General features: G+C 45.2%; 22 protein-coding genes and 1 tRNA gene. 20 read left to right on the plus strand and 3 right to left on the minus strand.

What is annotated here, in order from left to right; all coding sequences use genetic code 11:
• The first annotated feature begins 2 nt into the window (after positions 1–2).
• The 14 genes from Q8J68_RS09835 (at position 3) to Q8J68_RS09900 (ending at position 10005) form a co-directional block, all read left to right on the plus strand.
• Positions 3–1355, plus strand: coding sequence for a VWA domain-containing protein (locus Q8J68_RS09835; RefSeq protein WP_305311344.1), 1353 nt, complete (start codon positions 3–5; stop codon positions 1353–1355).
• A 62-nt stretch (positions 1356–1417) separates the two neighbouring features.
• Positions 1418–2209, plus strand: coding sequence for a hypothetical protein (locus Q8J68_RS09840; RefSeq protein WP_305311345.1), 792 nt, complete (start codon positions 1418–1420; stop codon positions 2207–2209).
• Between the two features lie 351 nt (positions 2210–2560).
• Positions 2561–2779 (plus strand): hypothetical protein, encoded by a 219-nt coding sequence (locus tag Q8J68_RS09845; protein WP_305311346.1) that lies wholly within the window; start codon positions 2561–2563, stop codon positions 2777–2779.
• Entirely contained in the window at positions 2776–3030 is a 255-nt protein-coding gene (locus tag Q8J68_RS09850; protein ID WP_305311347.1) for a type II toxin-antitoxin system RelE/ParE family toxin, read from the plus strand. The genes Q8J68_RS09845 and Q8J68_RS09850 overlap by 4 nt, the downstream gene beginning before the upstream one ends.
• 161 nt (positions 3031–3191) lie before the next feature.
• Positions 3192–3500, plus strand: a complete 309-nt coding sequence (locus Q8J68_RS09855; protein ID WP_305311348.1) for a hypothetical protein — start codon at positions 3192–3194, stop codon at positions 3498–3500.
• Between the two features lie 15 nt (positions 3501–3515).
• A complete protein-coding gene (locus Q8J68_RS09860) occupies positions 3516–3905 on the plus strand; it encodes a Fic family protein (RefSeq protein WP_305311349.1) in 390 nt (129 codons plus the stop codon).
• 169 nt (positions 3906–4074) lie between these two features.
• On the plus strand, positions 4075–4629 hold the full coding sequence (gene hpt, locus Q8J68_RS09865) for a hypoxanthine/guanine phosphoribosyltransferase (RefSeq protein WP_305311350.1): 555 nt from the start codon (positions 4075–4077) through the stop codon (positions 4627–4629).
• A gap of 1 nt (position 4630) precedes the next feature.
• Positions 4631–5629, plus strand: a complete 999-nt coding sequence (dph2, locus tag Q8J68_RS09870) for a diphthamide biosynthesis enzyme Dph2 (RefSeq protein ID WP_305311351.1) — start codon at positions 4631–4633, stop codon at positions 5627–5629.
• Positions 5626–6213 carry an METTL5 family protein gene (locus Q8J68_RS09875; RefSeq protein ID WP_305311352.1) on the plus strand — a complete coding sequence of 196 codons (588 nt, stop codon included), beginning with the start codon at positions 5626–5628 and terminating at the stop codon, positions 6211–6213. Before dph2 ends, Q8J68_RS09875 begins: the two co-directional genes overlap by 4 nt.
• 402 nt (positions 6214–6615) lie before the next feature.
• Entirely contained in the window at positions 6616–7185 is a 570-nt protein-coding gene (locus Q8J68_RS09880; protein ID WP_305311353.1) for an exosome complex RNA-binding protein Csl4, read from the plus strand.
• A gap of 24 nt (positions 7186–7209) precedes the next feature.
• Positions 7210–7488, plus strand: a complete 279-nt coding sequence (locus tag Q8J68_RS09885; protein ID WP_305311354.1) for a DNA-directed RNA polymerase subunit L — start codon at positions 7210–7212, stop codon at positions 7486–7488.
• Between the two features lie 192 nt (positions 7489–7680).
• Complete coding sequence (gene pscS / locus Q8J68_RS09890; protein WP_305311355.1) at positions 7681–8841, plus strand: O-phospho-L-seryl-tRNA:Cys-tRNA synthase; 1161 nt, start codon at positions 7681–7683, stop codon at positions 8839–8841.
• A 64-nt stretch (positions 8842–8905) separates the two neighbouring features.
• Entirely contained in the window at positions 8906–9856 is a 951-nt protein-coding gene (locus Q8J68_RS09895) for a mechanosensitive ion channel domain-containing protein (RefSeq protein ID WP_305311356.1), read from the plus strand.
• Positions 9857–9934: 78 nt separating this feature from the next.
• Positions 9935–10005, plus strand: a tRNA-Gly gene (locus tag Q8J68_RS09900).
• A 289-nt stretch (positions 10006–10294) separates the two neighbouring features.
• Here the strand turns inward: Q8J68_RS09900 and Q8J68_RS09905 are convergent.
• The 3 genes from Q8J68_RS09905 to Q8J68_RS09915 form a co-directional block, all read right to left on the minus strand.
• Positions 10295–11080 (minus strand): winged helix-turn-helix domain-containing protein, encoded by a 786-nt coding sequence (locus Q8J68_RS09905; protein ID WP_305311357.1) that lies wholly within the window; start codon positions 11078–11080, stop codon positions 10295–10297.
• A gap of 196 nt (positions 11081–11276) precedes the next feature.
• The gene (locus tag Q8J68_RS09910; RefSeq protein ID WP_305311358.1) at positions 11277–11486 is read right to left on the minus strand and encodes a hypothetical protein; all 210 of its coding nucleotides are present in this window, start codon (positions 11484–11486) and stop codon (positions 11277–11279) included.
• Positions 11474–11662, minus strand: a complete 189-nt coding sequence (locus Q8J68_RS09915; RefSeq protein WP_305311359.1) for a hypothetical protein — start codon at positions 11660–11662, stop codon at positions 11474–11476. Before Q8J68_RS09915 ends, Q8J68_RS09910 begins: the two co-directional genes overlap by 13 nt.
• 73 nt (positions 11663–11735) lie before the next feature.
• Here Q8J68_RS09915 and Q8J68_RS09920 point away from each other — a divergent pair, with 73 nt between their 5' ends.
• The 6 genes from Q8J68_RS09920 to Q8J68_RS09945 all read left to right on the plus strand — a co-directional run bounded on the left by Q8J68_RS09920 (position 11736) and on the right by Q8J68_RS09945 (position 17130).
• Positions 11736–12224 carry a GbsR/MarR family transcriptional regulator gene (locus tag Q8J68_RS09920; protein WP_305311360.1) on the plus strand — a complete coding sequence of 163 codons (489 nt, stop codon included), beginning with the start codon at positions 11736–11738 and terminating at the stop codon, positions 12222–12224.
• A 101-nt stretch (positions 12225–12325) separates the two neighbouring features.
• Positions 12326–13453 carry a COG1361 S-layer family protein gene (locus Q8J68_RS09925; protein WP_305311361.1) on the plus strand — a complete coding sequence of 376 codons (1128 nt, stop codon included), beginning with the start codon at positions 12326–12328 and terminating at the stop codon, positions 13451–13453.
• A 9-nt stretch (positions 13454–13462) separates the two neighbouring features.
• Positions 13463–14671 carry an ABC transporter permease gene (locus Q8J68_RS09930; protein WP_305311362.1) on the plus strand — a complete coding sequence of 403 codons (1209 nt, stop codon included), beginning with the start codon at positions 13463–13465 and terminating at the stop codon, positions 14669–14671.
• 1 nt (position 14672) lies between these two features.
• Positions 14673–15365, plus strand: coding sequence for an ABC transporter ATP-binding protein (locus Q8J68_RS09935; protein ID WP_305311363.1), 693 nt, complete (start codon positions 14673–14675; stop codon positions 15363–15365).
• A 193-nt stretch (positions 15366–15558) separates the two neighbouring features.
• The gene (locus Q8J68_RS09940) at positions 15559–16152 is read left to right on the plus strand and encodes a YkgJ family cysteine cluster protein (protein ID WP_305311364.1); all 594 of its coding nucleotides are present in this window, start codon (positions 15559–15561) and stop codon (positions 16150–16152) included.
• Positions 16153–16356: 204 nt separating this feature from the next.
• Complete coding sequence (locus Q8J68_RS09945) at positions 16357–17130, plus strand: HPP family protein (protein WP_305311365.1); 774 nt, start codon at positions 16357–16359, stop codon at positions 17128–17130.
• Positions 17131–17235 lie beyond the last annotated feature (105 nt).

A 17235-nucleotide genomic window follows, 5' to 3' on the forward strand; every position in this document is an offset into this window, starting at 1 on the left:
ACATGAACTCCGGTGATAATGCCCAGCGACTTCGCAGGAACCTTCTCCGGAATTACGGAGTAAAGGTGATGTATCTCGGTGCAGCAGTGCTTGGATTGCGCATACCCCGGGAGTCGGTGGCGGATATATCTAAAAAGGACACTGACACACTATACGGGATCCTGCAGTATAATTTCGAGCAGGTAAGACCTGATGAGATCAGTGTGATCTATATCATAGCTGATTCAGACCATCTGGAAATGGAGCCTTTAAAGTTCTTCGAACCTCTGTTGGGAAGTGTTGGAAATGCGCTGCTGGAACTGCCTTTGATACAGGCAGGAGAAACTCCTGCAGTACTCCTGGATGAAAAAGATGCGTTGATTGAAGATACGTCAGGCTTGTTTTCCTCCGGGGGGCAGGTCCTTGTAGAGCTGACACCAAAAGAATATCTCCCTGGAAATATTGAGGGTGAAAAGGACACCGGGCAGGCATCTGTTCCTGCTTCAGATACTGAATTACGCCGGGAGTTGCAGGAGGATAAGAAAGTCGGGAAGATCATGAATGATTTCGCCCGAAATTCTCCAAAGAAAAGGCTTGCCTCCGGCAGGCTGAAGTCCGGCAGGCGGGCAGAGGTGCTGACAAAAAGCAAGCGTGGGCGTTATGTCAGATACCGGATGCCCGGGGAAAAGATAAACGATATAGCCATTGCTCCAACTGTGCGCGCAGCGGCCCTGCACGCAAAGGATGGCAAACTTGAGATAATGAGTGGCGATATAAGGGAGAAGGTCCGCAGGAGACGCATTTCCAGCCTTATCACTGTTGTCTTTGATACGTCCGGTTCCATGGATGAGCAGGATAAGATAATGATCACCAAAGGTGTTGTCATAGCCCTGCTCAAGGATGCTTACCAGAGGCGTGACAGGGTTTCACTTGTAACTTACAGCGGCAGGTCTTCCCAACTTGTGCTGCCTTTCACCTCATCTGTGGAGGCTGCCAAAAGGTATCTGGAGAAGGTTCCCTTCGGAGGCACAACACCTATGGCCGCAGGTGTGCTTACCGGAATGGACACCATGTTGCGTGAGGTGAAAAAGGAACCTTCAGCAGTTCCCATAATGGTACTGGTCACGGACGGAACTGCTAACTGTGCCTTGCACCTGGGAGGCAATATCAGGAGGGAGGTACTGCAGGTTTGCAGGCAGATAGCCATCCATAATGTCAATATGCTTCTGGTGGATATCAGCCCCACAGGATCAAAACTGGTACAGGAGATGGCTGCTCATAGCAGGGGCAATTACTACCATCCCGGTTCGCTCAGCAAAGAGGCCCTGTACTCCGCCATCACACAGGAGAGGGATGCAAAAATTGCTTTTGTATGATGTTAAAGGGAATCCGGCACAAAGAAAAAAATCTTATATCTTTTTGACAGCGATATTATCACATGAACAGGATCTCAGGCTTAATTGTCTTCATAATGATAGTAGTTCTTGCATTCTCAGGCTGCCTTTCCTCCAGCACTGACGATGAAGCGGCAAGACCTGCTGCTGAAAGTGAGCTTGAAGTAGTTGCAGATCCGACTTTTGATACAGAAATACCAGTCTTTGAAGAACCAATTCCCGAAGAAATAAATATAGATATTGCAGCTGATTATTATAATCCAAATGTATATTCTCATATTGTTATTGAAGATTCAGCATTTGAGAGAGTCCACGGTGGCGATGTATCCGGTTATATGCGAGAATATGCCCATGAAGGAGGCACTAGATTCACAATTGTGTCAACGAATCTCTTCACTGAACATCCAGATTTTTTAGGAACTCTGTTTTATTACCGCGCAGACTTATCCCCCGTAGTTCTATCCGGCCTCCTGAAATCCGATGTCGGCCGTGAATTTTCAGAACAATATTTCCGACCCACATCCGGAACCTTAGAATTTTACCGCGACCTAAACGACCTTGACATGATCGAAGCGACCGCCCAAGCGACCTTAGCGGTTAAGGACCCCTACACAGGTCCTCGTTATAATTACGGTGCTTTAACATTGCATGGATCCAGCGGCGAGAAACATGTAATCATGATGCCTTATTTCAGTAATTTAGCAGCAGATTATGTTCAAGCAGATCAGACCGGTGGCTTAACTTCTGAGATTTATGAAATAAATAAAGAATTTAGTTTAAATAGAGGTCTTCCCGAATCTTATTTTAAAATTGCAGAACGAAATTTAGGTCTTTAATTTAGCATTTACAGTCACAATTTTCAGTTTTAAATCTATTATTATCTGCGGAAGTTCCACAACTCTCAGGATATGGAGTACTAGGATCTAAATTAACATAATTACAACACTTATAGCATTTAATCTTGCATTCAGAAGTATGAGTTGGTACATCGAGTTTTTCTTTCATAATCCCGAAATATCCGCCAGTCGAGTTTGACACAAGAAGCAGTATCACAACCACAAGAATTAGCATAATCACCATCGCAACGATTGTATTAAGTGATAATTTGGACCTGTCTTTTTGAAATGATGTTATTTGAAGCTCAGAGCTGCAAAACTTTAATACTCTATAGTATATTATAGTAAACTATGGCCACGACGATACAGATCAGTGAAGAACTGCAGGCTGAACTGGCAAACCGGAAACTTTTCTCAAGGGAGACCTATGAAGAGGTCATCTGGGACCTGCTCGAGGATACGAAAGAGCTTTCCGCTGAAACCAAAAGAGAGATAGAGGAGTCACGTGAGCAGATCAGGGCCGGGAAATTCTCAACTCTTGAAGAGGTCAGGGATGAGCTGGGTCTATGACCTATACTGTGATCTTCTCTGAAAATGCAAAAAAGCAGTTTCAGAAGCTTGAACAAAATGTGCAAAAGAGAATAATAGCAGCCCTTGAGAGGATAAGGATACGCCCGGAAAGCTATATCTCAAAACTTGTGGGTGACCCGGGTTACAAATACAGGGTGGGGGATTACAGGATAATTCTGGACCTTGATAATGAGAATCTGTACATACTTGTTATCATGATCGGGCACAGAAAGAGTATCTATACGCGATAATGTGTTTCCAACTGTTTGGCAGTACCGGGTAGTCAGGGAATAAGCCGATACCGATACAACACTCATTGATGGGCGGCTTCTTGAGCGCATCGGTATGAAGCTGAAATGCTTGATTCATGCTTCCTTTGCCTCCGGCGGTTCTCAGGCGGCTGTATGAGGAAATGAAACTGATGCACACATATCATTCCAACGCCATGGAGGGAAACACTCTCACTCTTCAGGAAACAAAGATCGTGCTGGAGGAGATAACCATAAGCGGGAAATCCCTGAGGGAGCATATCGAGGCCAGCAACACTGCAAGGGCCTTTGACTTGGTCGGGGACATGGCAAGGGGCAAGGTCCCCATAAATCATGTCAGTATCCAGCGGCTCCATGAAGTTGTAACTTCGGGCCTGCCTGAGGATGCCGGCAGATATCGCACAGATAATATAAGGATCACGGGTGTTGTAAAAACACCTCCTGATCGGTAAAAGATTGTCGTGCTCATGGATGAGCTGCTGGGCAGGGTGAGGGCAGCAGGCACCCATCCGATAGAGACCGTTGCATTGCTGTACCACAGGCTTGTTGAGATACACCCCTTCACCGACGGTAACGGCAGGGTGGCACGCCTTCTCACGAATCTCTACCTGATCTCCCGGAATTATCCACCGGTGGTCCTGAAAAAGGAAGACCGAAGGCAATACTATGCCTCACTCAGGTCGGCGGACTCCGGGAACCTGAAACCCTTGGCACAGTTCATCGCAAAGGCAGTCGACCACAGCCTGACTTTATATGTCTCGGCTTCCGGAGGTTCCGATGAGCTTCTCTTGCTTAAGGAACTGGCAGGATATACGCCTTACTCACAGGAGTACCTAAGCCTTCGTGCAAGGCAGTGAGTGCTGGATGCGGTAAAAATGGGCAGGGCGTGTTACTCCTCAAGGAATGCAGTTGAAAGGTACTTGTCGGAGTACGGGAAAAAAGAAGGATGACTCCTGCCAGCATGCCCGGGTGAAGTTCCGTTCTCAGGAATACCTCTTATATATTGTCAGATATTAAGCCATAATTATGCTTGAAAAACTCCATGAGTCTTTAATGAATGCTCCTATAGTACGCAGAGGGGAGTACAATTACTTCATACATCCTATCTCTGATGGCGTGCCCTTTCTGGAACCGGAACTTCTTGAGGAGATTACGGCTTATATAATCCAGATAGCGGATATGGATATTGACAGGATACTGACCATCGAGGCCATGGGCATTCCTCTTGCAACTTCCCTGTCCATGAGAACGGGTATCCCTTTCTCCATTATCAGGAAGCGCCAGTATGCACTTGACGGGGAGATCGTTATCTCCCAGAATACGGGATATTCCAAAGGGGAACTGTATGTGAACTCTGTTAAAAAAGGAGACAGGGTACTCATAGTTGATGATGTGATAAGCACCGGAGGCACGCTCCTCGCGCTGATGACCGCACTGAGGGACGCAGGTGTGGAGATATCAGATGCAATTGTTGTGATCGAGCGTGGTGAAGGGGCTTCCAGGTTACGGGAAATGGGCTTTAACGTAAAGACCCTTGTCCGCATAAGCGTTAATGAAAAAGGGGTTTCAATAGAGGCATAGTATGGGAGAGGAAGGTTTCGATTTCCAGGTAGATCATATCATTTCCGTGATAAAGGACAGTGGTGCGGAGGTAGTTGGCCTGCAGTTCCCGGAAGGCTTCAAGCGCAAGTCACCTGCAATTGCAGCGCAGATAGAATCCGGGACCAGTGTAAATGTTATCATATCCGGTAATCCCTGTTTCGGAGCATGCGACATAGATGTGGCCCTGCTGGACAAGGTGGACATGCTTTTCCACTTCGGACATGCGCCGCTGGATGATAATGGATTGGCCGGAAAGACTTTCTTTATCGAGGTCAGGTCCCGGGCGGATGTGACAGAGGTTGTGAGAAAGGCATTGCCTGAACTCTCAGGACACAGGATATGCCTGATAACCACAGTCCAGCATGTTCATAAACTGGAGGATGCCTGCAGGATACTTGAAACCGGCGGTAAGGAATGTGTCATCGGGAGGGGTGACAGTAAGATAGCTTATCCGGGCCAGGTGCTCGGGTGCAATTTCTCTGCCGGCCGCGGGGAGGAATGTGATGAGTATCTTTACATCGGCAGCGGTGAGTTTCACCCTCTTGGTGTTTCACTTGCAACGGGAAAAAATGTGCTTATAGCGGACCCATTCGTGAATGAGGTCCGCCATGCTGATCCTTCAAGAGTGCTTAGGCAGAGGAGTGCCGTGATAGCTAAATCCCTTGATGCAAAAGTATTCGGGATCATTGTATCCTCAAAGCCGGGGCAGGAGCGAATGCAACTGGCACAGGACTTAAAGGACCTGGCTGTCAGGCATGGCATGAGTGCTCATATATTTACCATGGACCTGGTGACCCCGGACCAGCTGCTTCAGTTCAGGGTGGATGCCTTTGTTAACACCGCGTGCCCGCGGCTTGCAGTGGATGAAGTTGGCAGGTTCAGTGCTCCCATGCTGACTCCACAGGAATTTGAGATCGTCCTGGGGGAGAGGTCATGGGAAGCTCTTGTATTTGATGAGATCACAGGTGATTGCCCTTGAAACAACGCAAACTCGAGATGTTGCTTGAGAAGATAGAGGGATTCGATTCTCCAAGTGCTGCTCTTGAGCAGTATGCAACTCCTGCGGTCCTTGCTGCTGAACTGCTGCATTTTGCATATATGCAGGGTGATCTTGAGGACACGGTATCTGACCTTGGTTGCGGAACCGGCATACTTGCCATAGGCGCAAAAATGCTGGGGGCTGAGAAAGTTGTCGGGTTTGACCTGGACAAAAAGGCTCTTGAGGTTGCCAGGAGGAATGCAGAGGTAATGGGAGTGGATGTCGAGTTTGTCCATTGTGACATCTCAGAGATTCAGGGACATACTCATACGGTGGTGATGAACCCTCCTTTCGGGGCCCAGGCAAAAGGTAACGACCGACCGTTCCTTTTAAGTGCCTTGAGAACCAGTGATGTGGTATATTCCATTCATAACAGTGGGAGCCATGATTTTATCACCAGGTTCATAGGTGATGCCAGGATTACCGACTGGTATTCAACGGCGTTTCCGCTAAAGCGAACATTCAAATTCCATAAAAAAGATGTAGAGATGATCAATGTAGAAATGTACCGTATTATGCGATAAATCCTTAAGTCATAATGCAGTCTTATTTCAGGATTGGTATTTTCAAACTTTTAAATCGATTTCAGTGTCATAAGAGGGATTCTAATTAGAATAAGAAACAGGAGAAAAACTTCACGCAGGAAGATCAAGTCTTCCAGCTCCGGGGATGCGCAGGTCAGTGAAGTTGAGGTATCTGTCGATACCCCCCCTACTCAGGGCAAACCTGCTGGACCTAAGGGAGCCTTCGCTCCAAAAGCAGAGGCAAAGAAAGCAGGAAATACAAGATCCGAGGCCAAAAAACCCTTCTCCGGGAAGTCCGGGGCAAGGAAAAGCCCTGCTGCAAAAGCAGAAGTAAAGGCCAAAGAACGTGAGGCAGAGATAATAACAAATCCGCCGGTGAGCGGTTCTGTGGAAGAATATAAAATGGATGCAAAAGAAAGTGTTTTTGTCATGCCCGGTGACCTTGTCGGTACTACCGAAGAGTTCACTGCCGGTGAAGGCACCTACATTGATGTGGGTGATATACATTCAATAGGTACAGGATATGTGCATATTGACAGGAACTCAAGAGTAATATCCGTGCTTCCTAAAACCAAAACGCCTCCACAGTTGATCGAAGGGGATATTGTTGTTGGCAGCGTTGTGAATATACGTGAATCCGTTGTCTTGGTTGCGATTGGTGCGATCAGGGGCAAGGGAGAGCGTGAGTTCCAGATGGATGGTCCGGCCGCTATTCATGTTTCCAATGTGAGGGATTCTTTTGTCAAGAGCCTTTCCCAGGAGTTTGCGATGTCTGACATCGTCAAGGCAAAGGTCATCAATACCCAGAATATGCGCCTGAGCACTGCTGAAGCGTCATTGGGTGTCATGAGGGCCAGTTGCTCCAGATGCAGGACGATCCTTGAGAAGGACGAAAGTAAACTCAAATGCCCTTCATGTGGCTATATCGAAAAGAGAAAGTTGTCTTCCGATTACGGAACCGGAATACTCTGAATAACTATAACAGGTGAGATAAAGATGGAATTGAAGATAATTGATAAGATCGATGACGAAATGCACCTTGAGATCAAAGGCGAGACACATACGCTTCTCAACATGCTCAAGTCAGTTCTCCTTGACGACAGCAGAGTGCAGATAGCAACCTATGATATGAAACATGTTTCTATCAGCGACCCTATACTTTTTGTCAAAACAGATGGCACCGATCCTATAGATGTCATCAAGGATGCACTGAAAGTTCTCATTTCCCAATGCGATGAGTTCATAGGTGTTTTCTCAAAAGCAGTAGAAGCCTGAGATTACCTGCAGCACCTTTGAGGTGCATTTCTCTTTTTACGGCTCTCTGTGGCTATTGCCTCAGATCCGGCTTTGTATTTCTGACATTCATTGCTGTTTGGCAGGGGAAGCTTTAATGAATATTCTTAATTAGTATTGGCTCACTATCCAAAAAGGTAATTCTAACAGGTGAAGATTTAACAGGTGAAGACAATGGCACTTGATGATGCAGCACTACAGAAGTTTGGTTTTATTCCACGTGAACCGAAGGATGCGATCAATATCGATCCGCTCCAGACAGGCGGTATACTTACCGAGGAGGCCCGCCGGGCTCTTCTGGAATGGGGTGACGGTTACTCTGTCTGTGATTTTTGTGGAGGGGTACTGGACCTTATAAAGAAGCCACCTATAGAGGAGTTCGTTCACAGCGCATTGCCTGAGTTCCTCAATATTGACGTTGTACGGGTCACTCATGGAGCCAGGGAGTCTAAGTTTGCTGTGATGCATTCCATGGCAAAGGAAGGGGACTATATAGTCATGGATAAGCTTGCTCATTATTCCTCTTTCGTTGCGGCACAGCGTGCAAGGCTTAATGTCAGGACAGTTCCTCACAGTGAGGCTCCTGGATACATGACCTATGTCGAAGGATATGCCACTGCTATCGAGGAAGTTATAAGGGATACGGGTAAGGCGCCGGCGCTTGCACAGGTGACCTACCCCGACGGCAACTATGGAAATCTTACGGATGTGAAGCGGATATCCGACATCTGTCACAGCTATGATGTGCCTCTCATGGTCAATGGTGCCTATTCAGTCGGAAAGATGCCCGTTGACGCAAAGGCCATGGGTGCGGATTTCATCGTAGGGAGCGGCCACAAGTCCATGGCATCTTCTGGTCCCATCGGTGTCCTGGGTGTTAAAGAGGACTACGCAGGTATCGTGTTCGGTAAATCGCCGACCCATCCTGCCAAGGAAATTGAATTGCTGGGATGCAGTGTAAGAGGTGCCCCCATAATGACTATGATAGCCTCTTTCCCCCAGGTGGTGCAGCGCACAAGGAACTGGTACAATGAAGTAGCAGATGCCCGCTGGTTCTCTTCAAGGCTGGCAGACCTTGGCATCGTGCAAAAGGGTGAGATGCCACATAACCATGACCTGATGTTCTTTGAAGCGCCGGTGTTCTATGAGATATCCCAGACAGCCAAAAAAGGCCGCTACTTCCTCTACCGAGAGCTGAAGGAAAGGAACATACACGGCATCAAGTCCGGGCTGACAAAGTATTTCAAGCTCAGTACCTACCAGGTCGGAAGGGACAACTTGAAGTATGTTGCTGACTCCTTTGAAGAAATAATTGAAAAACATCGGACCGCTTAAAGACTCCCAACGTGTATTCCCCATTTATACTCAATTGCACGCTTAAGAATTACTTCAATGGACCATGCCCATTAGTACGATACTGAGGAAAAAACGTGCAGACGAGGCATTAAACAAAGTCAAGGTCAAGGCAGGAACAGTAAATAAGGCTCTCAACAAGCTGATACTTCTTTTCCTGTTTGTGATCCTTCCCCTCCAGGGTGCCATAATAGCTATCAGACTTGAATACATAGTTGTTCCTCAACTAATCCTGGCCTTTCTGGAAGCTATTCTAACCATAATGGTGTCATATACAATAGCGACTGTTTTTCTCAAACTGACCATCTATCTGGTTCCCGAACGATTTGGCGGTGCAGGCAGTCAGGAAGAAAAGATACTGCTCAGCAAGGCCTATGTAGCGTTCATCTACGCTCTGTCGACATTGGTCGTTTTCTGGCAGCTTGGTATCGATACCAGGGATATAGCCATATTCCTCGGGCTTATTGCCACGGGTTTTGCCTTTGCGCTGCGGGATATCATATTCTCCTACTTCGCATGGTTCATCCTGCTCACAAAGAAACCGTTCAAGATAGGCGATTATATCGAGGTTGGGGATGAGGAAGGCATGGTCAAGCACATAGGCCTGTTCTACGTTGTGGTGGATCCTACCCCCTCGACATACGAGGACTTCCACAAGATACCTAACAAGGTATTCCTTGAGAGGGCTATCACCAACCACGGCAAGGGTAAATTCAAACTGGCGTTCGACTTTTACATCAAAGATATCCCCGCGTATCTCGATGAGAAGGTGGAGAGCATCAGAGAGAAAGCAAGGTCAGCCGGTTACGGGGATGCACGCTTCCACCTCGATTCCGACAAGGACGGCCTCAAACTGACCACCGAATATAAGGCCACATTCGAATCCAAAGAAAAAGCAAGACACCATCTGATCTGCATTATCATGAAAGAGATGGGCATCCTGACCCCCGAGGCCGCCAAGGTACATGAACCCAGGAAGCTCAGGTATTCCCTCTGACCCCCATTCCTCTTTTCGCGTGCCCTGATACCATAAAGCCTTTAATCTCAGAAGTATTATTAAGGATATATCATGCACGCGGCTGTGGTTTAGCGGTATGACAGAGGCTTCCCAAGCCTTTAACCCGGGTTCGAATCCCGGCAGCCGCATGATTTTTGTGTTTATTGTGTGAGTTTCAATAATGCCACCTCTTTAAAACTTCTTTTTTCGTAGGTTCTGATCATATCCACCGCACAGAAGGTGGGGGATATATACAACGTGAAAAAAGTGTACGCTAATTTTTAAGACTACTTTTGAAGCAAAGAAATAATGTATGATGTTTTGCGCTTATTATGCACAACCACGTTTTAATTTTGAGAAATAAAATGAATATATTAAAAAAGACGTTGTTTTCATAACTTCAAATTAAAATTATGTTTATTTGAAGAAGAAATAACACTAGAGTTCAGTAATTGGAATGGAATCCTTTAAATAAAAGTCAAAAAGATATTTTCCCCATTTAAGAGCGGCGAGATTGCTGCACATAATGTATTGCCCATCAATCTCCCCCTCGTTTGTTAGCAACCGCATGAGAGTATAGTAGTCATTGACCAGAAATGCCAAAAAGTCTAACTTTTTATGGTGAACAAAAATATTAAATGACTTGCCCTTCGTCATTTCCTCTAAAAAAGTATAGTGATTCTCTTGTAAAGTGTCAATCACATCTTTGGAGAAGATGGCATTTACATTTACATTTTTACGAGCCATTTCAGAAAAAACAGTGGGATAACTCGGGTGAAATGACGCAGCAATCATATTTACAGAATTAGAAATATAAGAGGAATTAGTTATTTTGGCGTTAAGGTCATACATTTCACTCACAAGAGGCTTTATGATTTCACAACCCCCAAGCTCATTCATTCTTTTTAAAAGGTGAGGCGGGATAAAATTAAGGTTATGAGTTCCCCAGTAATCAACATCACTATCCAAAACTTCGAGAGTATTTAAAAGAGGAAACATATCATCAGTTACAAGTTCTCCAATTGTTGTCAATTCATAAGTATCATCGTATTTATTAACAAGATAATGTTCTTCAAGTGTCTTTATCTGAGGAAGCAATGCCTGCCTAGTAGTATCAAGGGAATTTAGTAAATATTCCATCTTCTTAGCTCCATCTTTGAGCAAGAGAAGAACTCCCTTTCTTTTCTCTGACATGAAAATAACATCAAGTAGTGGTTTCTTCATTGTTCCCCATCCCATGCAGAAGTATACTTGTAAGGGGATAATTGACTCATATAGTTGCTGGTCGCTCAATCTTATAGAATCAAGTTGTCGATATTCTATTTAATGTATAATTGTTAAAATTCGAAGAGTTAAACCTTTAACCCCTCGTATTTATAATTTGCCATTTGCATAAGCTAATTGAAAAAAAGAAAAAAATTTACCAAATAACCTTATTCAATATCTTCCTCATCTCCTTCGTATTCATATTTAACTCCCCTTCCCTCACCCTATCCTTCAATTTATTCAACGTACTCCTGTATTTTATCCCAATCTCTCTAGCTTCGGCAGGAGTTAAATTAAGAATGTACTCTCGCAACTTTGCAATGTCATAATAGGTTTCAACTCTATTGTTCTCTAATTCCTGCATTTCAACTTTATTAGCTTCCTTGCCAATGTACACGCACCCTTTAGGCTTAACATGCCTTCTTTGCAAAACCCCATATTGCCTTCAAATTTGGCTTCAGGATGATCTATGAATTCAAGGAACACGTCACTTAATGGCTTCCAGTATTTCCAGGCAACCTCATTTTCAACTCCCATCATGGCCACCAGAAATTATATATGTTGATTTATGTTATTTACTGTAATCACTGGAAATAGCGTAAATGTGGTTATGATGAAAACTACAAAAAAGGAATTTGAGAATCTTGTGTATCAGGGGATAAAATCTCAGGGATTTGACGAATTGTCATCCAGGCTGATCGCAATATTGTATTCTGAACCGGATCCTTTGACACTGGAAGAGCTTTCTGCGATCACGGGGTATAGTTTTTCGGCTGTGAGTGCAACAATGAAACTGCTTAGTGGCATAAAGGTCGTGGAGAAAACAAAGAAAGCCGGTTCAAAAAAGTTATACTTTTCAGTTCAGAGGAATATGTTGACGCTCACCATTGCTGCAATAAGGTCCAAGAGTGAATTCATGGTAGCTCCTGCACTTAATGATCTTCCCGGTATAATTGAAAAATGCAGGAACAGCAAAGCGGAAGGTTCCGAAAGGACACTCAGGATAATAGAACAATATTATCAGCAGATGGTGGCACTGGATATGATTTTTAAAAACCTGATCGAATTTACGGAAAAAATCCAAAAAGAGATGAGTACATAATGAATTACAATACAAAACTGACATTTTTGGTCCTGTTTATCTTTACACTCCTTTTAACAGGAATAAATACTGTTCAGGCAGTATCTGCCGGTGATGAATGTTTGAATGCGGTTGTAGAGAACATAAGTCCAAGTTCGGTAGGAATCAATGAACAATTCACCATTGGTATCAGTCTTGAGAATTGCGGCACCAGGGTTCCTGAAAACATCACTTTTGAAATAATCCGCATCCCCCCGGATATCATAGTAACAGAAGATCTGGTTGCCTATTTTCCCAGATTCGTGTACCGTAACAGCGAAAGGCAGCTAAGGTACCATATGCGGACAGCCCCTGATGCAAACCCCGGCCCCCATATCATAAAAATGAGACTGACATACGGAAGTGAGGATGCATACGTAGTAAAATACTATGATGTCGAAGTGATGGTGACAGGCGAACATGCAGAACCAAGGATATCTTCTGTCAGAACAAATCCTCAATATCTCTATGAAGGGGATACTGTTGACCTGAATCTGGAGATAGAGAACTTCGGTAAAGCAATAGCAAAATCCGTAGTAGTCAACTTAGATCACAATTTTAAGGGAATCACCAACTCTACAGTTGGCTCTCTTGCCCCGGGTGGTAATCAGACCGCATTATTCAAGTTCAAGGCAAGCACGGCAGGCACATTCGTGATCCCTGTTATCATAAGCTATGAAGACGACTATGGCAAGCAAAGGGACGAATATGACATCCAGTTGACCGTGCTTGACAGGAAAGGGAATCTGAACGTTGCATCGGTAAAGGTCAATCCGGTTCTCCCCTATGACGGGGATACTGTCGAACTGACAATGAGGATCGAGAACTCCGGTGACAATACAATAAATTCAATACGGGTTTATTATGACCACCCGTTCAAAGGATTAAAAGAATCTTTCATAGGAACCCTTGCCCCTAATGAAGACGGGCCTGCCGTGATTACCTTTGTAGCGGACCGGGCAGGGGAATACGAACTGCCGGTAACCATAACCTATAGTGATGATTTTGGGGAAGAGCAGATCAAAACCAACATTAATCTCATTATTATGGAAAAGAACAGCGGGATAGGAACAATAATAATCATATTGCTTATCCTGACAGTTATTGGCGGCCTTATATATTATAATTACAGGACCACAAGATCAAAAGATGCGGTCATCAGGCAGCTGATGGAAGGCAACGATAATTCCGGTAACGACAAAAAAGAATGAGGGCTCAATATGATCAATGATATCCGGGTGGGAGCCCTCATTGCATACTGCAGTGTAAAGAGAGGAAACAAGAAAACCCTCATTTTCATAGTTTTTGTCCTTTCACTCATTTTCATGAACTTGGTGTTCCTTCCGTCAATGATAGGAGGACTTTCAGGCCTGTTTACCGGATTCATGCAGGACTATCCCTACGGAGATATCGTCATTGAGCCAACGGGCGATAACACTTACATTAACAATGCTGATAACGTATTGAAGAAGGTCCGGGCTGTAGAAGGCGTGAGAGCCGGTACAAAAAGACTGGACGTGGGAGCATCCATCAACCATAAACAGAAAGTTGTCGGTGTAACGATAACCGGAATGCTTCCCACGGAAGAATACGAGATATCACGATATCCGTACATTATCTCAGAAGGGGATTTCTTAAGCGATCTTTCCAGGGACGAGATCATCATTGGCGCTATGATCGCAGGGACCGGTTTTGGCTCCGAGATATATGACAACCTGGGTGAAGTAAGGCCGGGAGCGTTTGTTGACGTAACCTACAGCAATGGGGTAAAGAGGACCTATAAGGTCAAAGGCATAATGGAAGGCAAATTCGAGGTTGTCGATCTTAATGCCCTGGTCCATTACAAAGAGATCGAGGATGTATATGGCCTTGAAGGAAAAGAAGCCACCAGTGTAGTTGTCAGGGTTGACAGGCAGGGAACGGAAGCACAGATACAGGACAAGATAAGAGAAGCAGGAGTGAATGAGCAGATCTTTACATGGGCTGATAAGTCGGAGTCTCTCATAAGGCAGGCAATGCAAAGCATGGGCGCCATAGATACCATGTCCAAGATCGTGAGCCTGATCGTAGGTGCAGCACTGGTCCTTATCATAATCTACATCAATGTGCTGAACAGGAAAAAAGAGATAGGTATCCTGAAAGCAGTGGGTATCACTCCAAGGTCCATTGTGCTGTCCTATGCATTCCTCAGCACGTTCTATGTTTCCCTGGGAATATCTGCAGGATTGATACTATACTTGTCACTTATGTTCTACTTCCAGGCGAATCCGGTAACATTCTATGAAACTCTGGAGATAAGGCCCGCTATTGATCCTGTGCTGCTTGTCCAGAGCGTGGTCACCATGCTTACGCTGTCAGTGATAGCCGGGATACTCCCTGCCTGGAGTGTATCAAGGGAAAGCATACTCAAAGCCATATGGGGAAGATAAAATGATAATAGTAAAGGACCTGAAAAGGTGTTATGGCACAGGAGACACGGCTGTCAGGGCTCTTAAGGGTGTTTCATTTGAGATCAACAAAGGGGAATTTGTAGCTATAATGGGCGCATCCGGAAGTGGAAAAACAACCCTGCTAAGGATACTGGCACTCCTGGACGATGCAACAGATGGGGAATATACGATCAGGGGATTAAAGGTTTCAAGCTTGCCTGAAGCAGAAAGAAGTTATTACAGGCTGACACAGGTCGGTTATATCTTTCAGGATTATGCACTTATCAGCGAGATGAGTGCCGCCGAAAATGTGTATCTGCTTTCCATGATGGAAGGAAAGTCTAAGAAGGAATCGTACAGAACTGCCCTTGAAGCACTGGAAAAGGTTGGCCTGAAAGGAAAGCATGATAGAGTTCCTGATGAATTGTCGGGTGGCGAAAAGCAAAGAGTGGCAATCGCAAGGGCCATTGCAAAAAGACCGGACATCTTGTTTGCCGATGAACCGTGTGCCAACCTGGACACCACCAATTCAAAACAAGTACTGGATGTATTCAAAGAGCTGAATGAAAGATATGGCCAGACAATCGTGATGGTAACGCATGAACCATGGCACACTGATTATGTTGACAGGGTGATCACATTCAAAGATGGTAGTTTACTTAGCGATGATAAAAAAATGAAAGTGAAAGAATGAAAGAACATGAAGTGAACATCATGAAAAACAAAGTAGGATTTGTCTCATGAACGGTGTTAACAGTCTGTAGGGGTTGTATTTTTAGTAAGTCCTTATATCCATCTCTACCAGCAAAACCATTATATCTCTCCGGGCATTTTATCCAGCCCTTATACTTTTTTATAAACGAAGATACAGTCGGTGAAAACAGATCATGGGAGAAAGTGTGGCTATTAGCCTGGCCGTAAAAAGGGCAATTCGTTACGATATTATACAGAACATACTCCGGCACTATGAGTGCCCGCCCTCCTGCCACTCCCACTGTTGCAGTAAAGGGCAGATACATATGTTCGAGGATGAGCTGAAGGTGCTGTCGTCCCTTGATCCGGCAAGGGCGGGGAAGATCACCACGGACAGCAATTCCCCCAGCCTGTATCTCATGCAGGCTCCATGTTCGTTCCTTAATGACATAGGCAGGTGCCATGTATATGAAAGAAGGCCCACGGTCTGCGGCATGTATCCTTTCAAGGTCAATACTTCGGGTACCACAGTTGGGTTACAGCCATGTCCGGTGGGTTATTTGATAATCAGGGACTTTGCTTCCTGGATAATTGACACTCTCTCAAAGTCGGATATCTCTCCGGAAGAAAGGTCCGTGCTGGTTGATGAATGGAAGAAGAATGTGGAATCATATGCATTGGAACTCTCAGAGTTTCATTCCAGGCCTGTTCTCATGGAAATGCAGATCCCCTATGACGAGCTTGGGATGCTCTCCATGTTCCTTGCCTCAAGGAACAGTGGAAAATAACCGGCTTACAGTAATTTCATCCGGGATGGGAAATGGCCACCCGGAAAAGCCACCTGGGAATCCTGTCTGTTAGATCTCCAAATGTCTTTTCTGCTTTACAGAGGTTGCATTTAAATAGTTGCGGATTCATTTTTTCTATGGGGAAAAGTACTGTAGCATCGACTTTGTACCCCAGGGAGTGAAAGAATAACAGTTGGAGAAATAATGTCAAAGGACCCTATATCCATAAGGGAGGACGACTATATGACCCACGCCCGGCAGATCTTGCGGGACAATTTTCTCAGGGGTCTTCCTGTGGTGGACGAAGGGAATAAAGTATTGGGGATCCTCACAGATCAGGATATACTGAACATCCGGTCCAGCAAATCCAATGTGACTGTCCGTGGTTACATAAGCGAGTCACCTTTGATCACGCCGGATATGGATATCCGCAAAGCTGCCAGAATGCTGCTTGACGCAAAACAGCCCCTCTCACCTGTGATCGTTTCAACGTCTGATAGGTCCATTGCAGGGATACTGAGCAACGCGGACCTCCTGCGGCACATTCAGCCAACAAAAGTTTCTCCCCGGAATGTCGGAGAGATCATGACCACAAAGGTCGAGACAGCACTTCCGGATGATAACATTTCCAGAATATGGGAGAATATGCTTCAATGGGATTATACCGGTATACCTGTGGTGTCCCATAAAAAAGAAACAATGGGAATTGTTACCCGGCTTGATATAATAAAGGCCGGTTATGCCAGGATAGGTACCACCAATATGCAAGGCAGAAGCTCGGGCGGTTCTATGAAAGTGGAAAAAGTCATGTCCACTCCTTTATATTCGGTACCTCCGACAACATCCGTAAGTGAGGCCATCGGTGAACTGCTTCGTAATGATATCGGCAGGATCAGCGTTACCAACGGAGGGGAACTGTTGGGCATTGTGGACAGGCACGATCTATTGAAGGCCTGTTTAGAAGGAACTGGTTTATGACAGCATCCGGGCTGACTATCCGGATCAGACTGTATCTATAAATTGTAAATTTTCACTCCCATCTTCTTTTTTCAATGGGTATCAAGGTATCAAAAAGTGTGGTGA

It is taken from the genome of Methanolobus sp. (genome assembly GCF_030682845.1).
In the GTDB taxonomy this organism is placed as follows: domain Archaea; phylum Halobacteriota; class Methanosarcinia; order Methanosarcinales; family Methanosarcinaceae; genus Methanolobus.

What these genes read in the sequence shown, in the direction of transcription:
- Q8J68_RS09880 (WP_305311353.1), top strand. Translation starts at nt 6,616, where the DNA reads ATGGATGCAAAAGAAAGTGTTTTTGTCATGCCCGGTGACCTTGTCGGT.
- Q8J68_RS09860 (WP_305311349.1), top strand. Translation starts at nt 3,516, where the DNA reads ATGGATGAGCTGCTGGGCAGGGTGAGGGCAGCAGGCACCCATCCGATA.
- Q8J68_RS09930 (WP_305311362.1), top strand. Translation starts at nt 13,463, where the DNA reads ATGATCAATGATATCCGGGTGGGAGCCCTCATTGCATACTGCAGTGTA.
- pscS (WP_305311355.1), top strand. Translation starts at nt 7,681, where the DNA reads ATGGCACTTGATGATGCAGCACTACAGAAGTTTGGTTTTATTCCACGT.
- Q8J68_RS09835 (WP_305311344.1), top strand. Translation starts at nt 3, where the DNA reads ATGAACTCCGGTGATAATGCCCAGCGACTTCGCAGGAACCTTCTCCGG.
- Q8J68_RS09945 (WP_305311365.1), top strand. Translation starts at nt 16,357, where the DNA reads ATGTCAAAGGACCCTATATCCATAAGGGAGGACGACTATATGACCCAC.
- Q8J68_RS09915 (WP_305311359.1), bottom strand. Translation starts at nt 11,662, where the DNA reads ATGATGGGAGTTGAAAATGAGGTTGCCTGGAAATACTGGAAGCCATTA.
- Q8J68_RS09850 (WP_305311347.1), top strand. Translation starts at nt 2,776, where the DNA reads ATGACCTATACTGTGATCTTCTCTGAAAATGCAAAAAAGCAGTTTCAG.
- Q8J68_RS09905 (WP_305311357.1), bottom strand. Translation starts at nt 11,080, where the DNA reads ATGAAGAAACCACTACTTGATGTTATTTTCATGTCAGAGAAAAGAAAG.
- Q8J68_RS09935 (WP_305311363.1), top strand. Translation starts at nt 14,673, where the DNA reads ATGATAATAGTAAAGGACCTGAAAAGGTGTTATGGCACAGGAGACACG.
- Q8J68_RS09885 (WP_305311354.1), top strand. Translation starts at nt 7,210, where the DNA reads ATGGAATTGAAGATAATTGATAAGATCGATGACGAAATGCACCTTGAG.
- dph2 (WP_305311351.1), top strand. Translation starts at nt 4,631, where the DNA reads ATGGGAGAGGAAGGTTTCGATTTCCAGGTAGATCATATCATTTCCGTG.
- hpt (WP_305311350.1), top strand. Translation starts at nt 4,075, where the DNA reads ATGCTTGAAAAACTCCATGAGTCTTTAATGAATGCTCCTATAGTACGC.
- Q8J68_RS09845 (WP_305311346.1), top strand. Translation starts at nt 2,561, where the DNA reads ATGGCCACGACGATACAGATCAGTGAAGAACTGCAGGCTGAACTGGCA.
- Q8J68_RS09940 (WP_305311364.1), top strand. Translation starts at nt 15,559, where the DNA reads ATGGGAGAAAGTGTGGCTATTAGCCTGGCCGTAAAAAGGGCAATTCGT.
- Q8J68_RS09855 (WP_305311348.1), top strand. Translation starts at nt 3,192, where the DNA reads ATGAAACTGATGCACACATATCATTCCAACGCCATGGAGGGAAACACT.
- Q8J68_RS09910 (WP_305311358.1), bottom strand. Translation starts at nt 11,486, where the DNA reads ATGCAGGAATTAGAGAACAATAGAGTTGAAACCTATTATGACATTGCA.
- Q8J68_RS09840 (WP_305311345.1), top strand. Translation starts at nt 1,418, where the DNA reads ATGAACAGGATCTCAGGCTTAATTGTCTTCATAATGATAGTAGTTCTT.
- Q8J68_RS09920 (WP_305311360.1), top strand. Translation starts at nt 11,736, where the DNA reads ATGAAAACTACAAAAAAGGAATTTGAGAATCTTGTGTATCAGGGGATA.
- Q8J68_RS09895 (WP_305311356.1), top strand. Translation starts at nt 8,906, where the DNA reads ATGCCCATTAGTACGATACTGAGGAAAAAACGTGCAGACGAGGCATTA.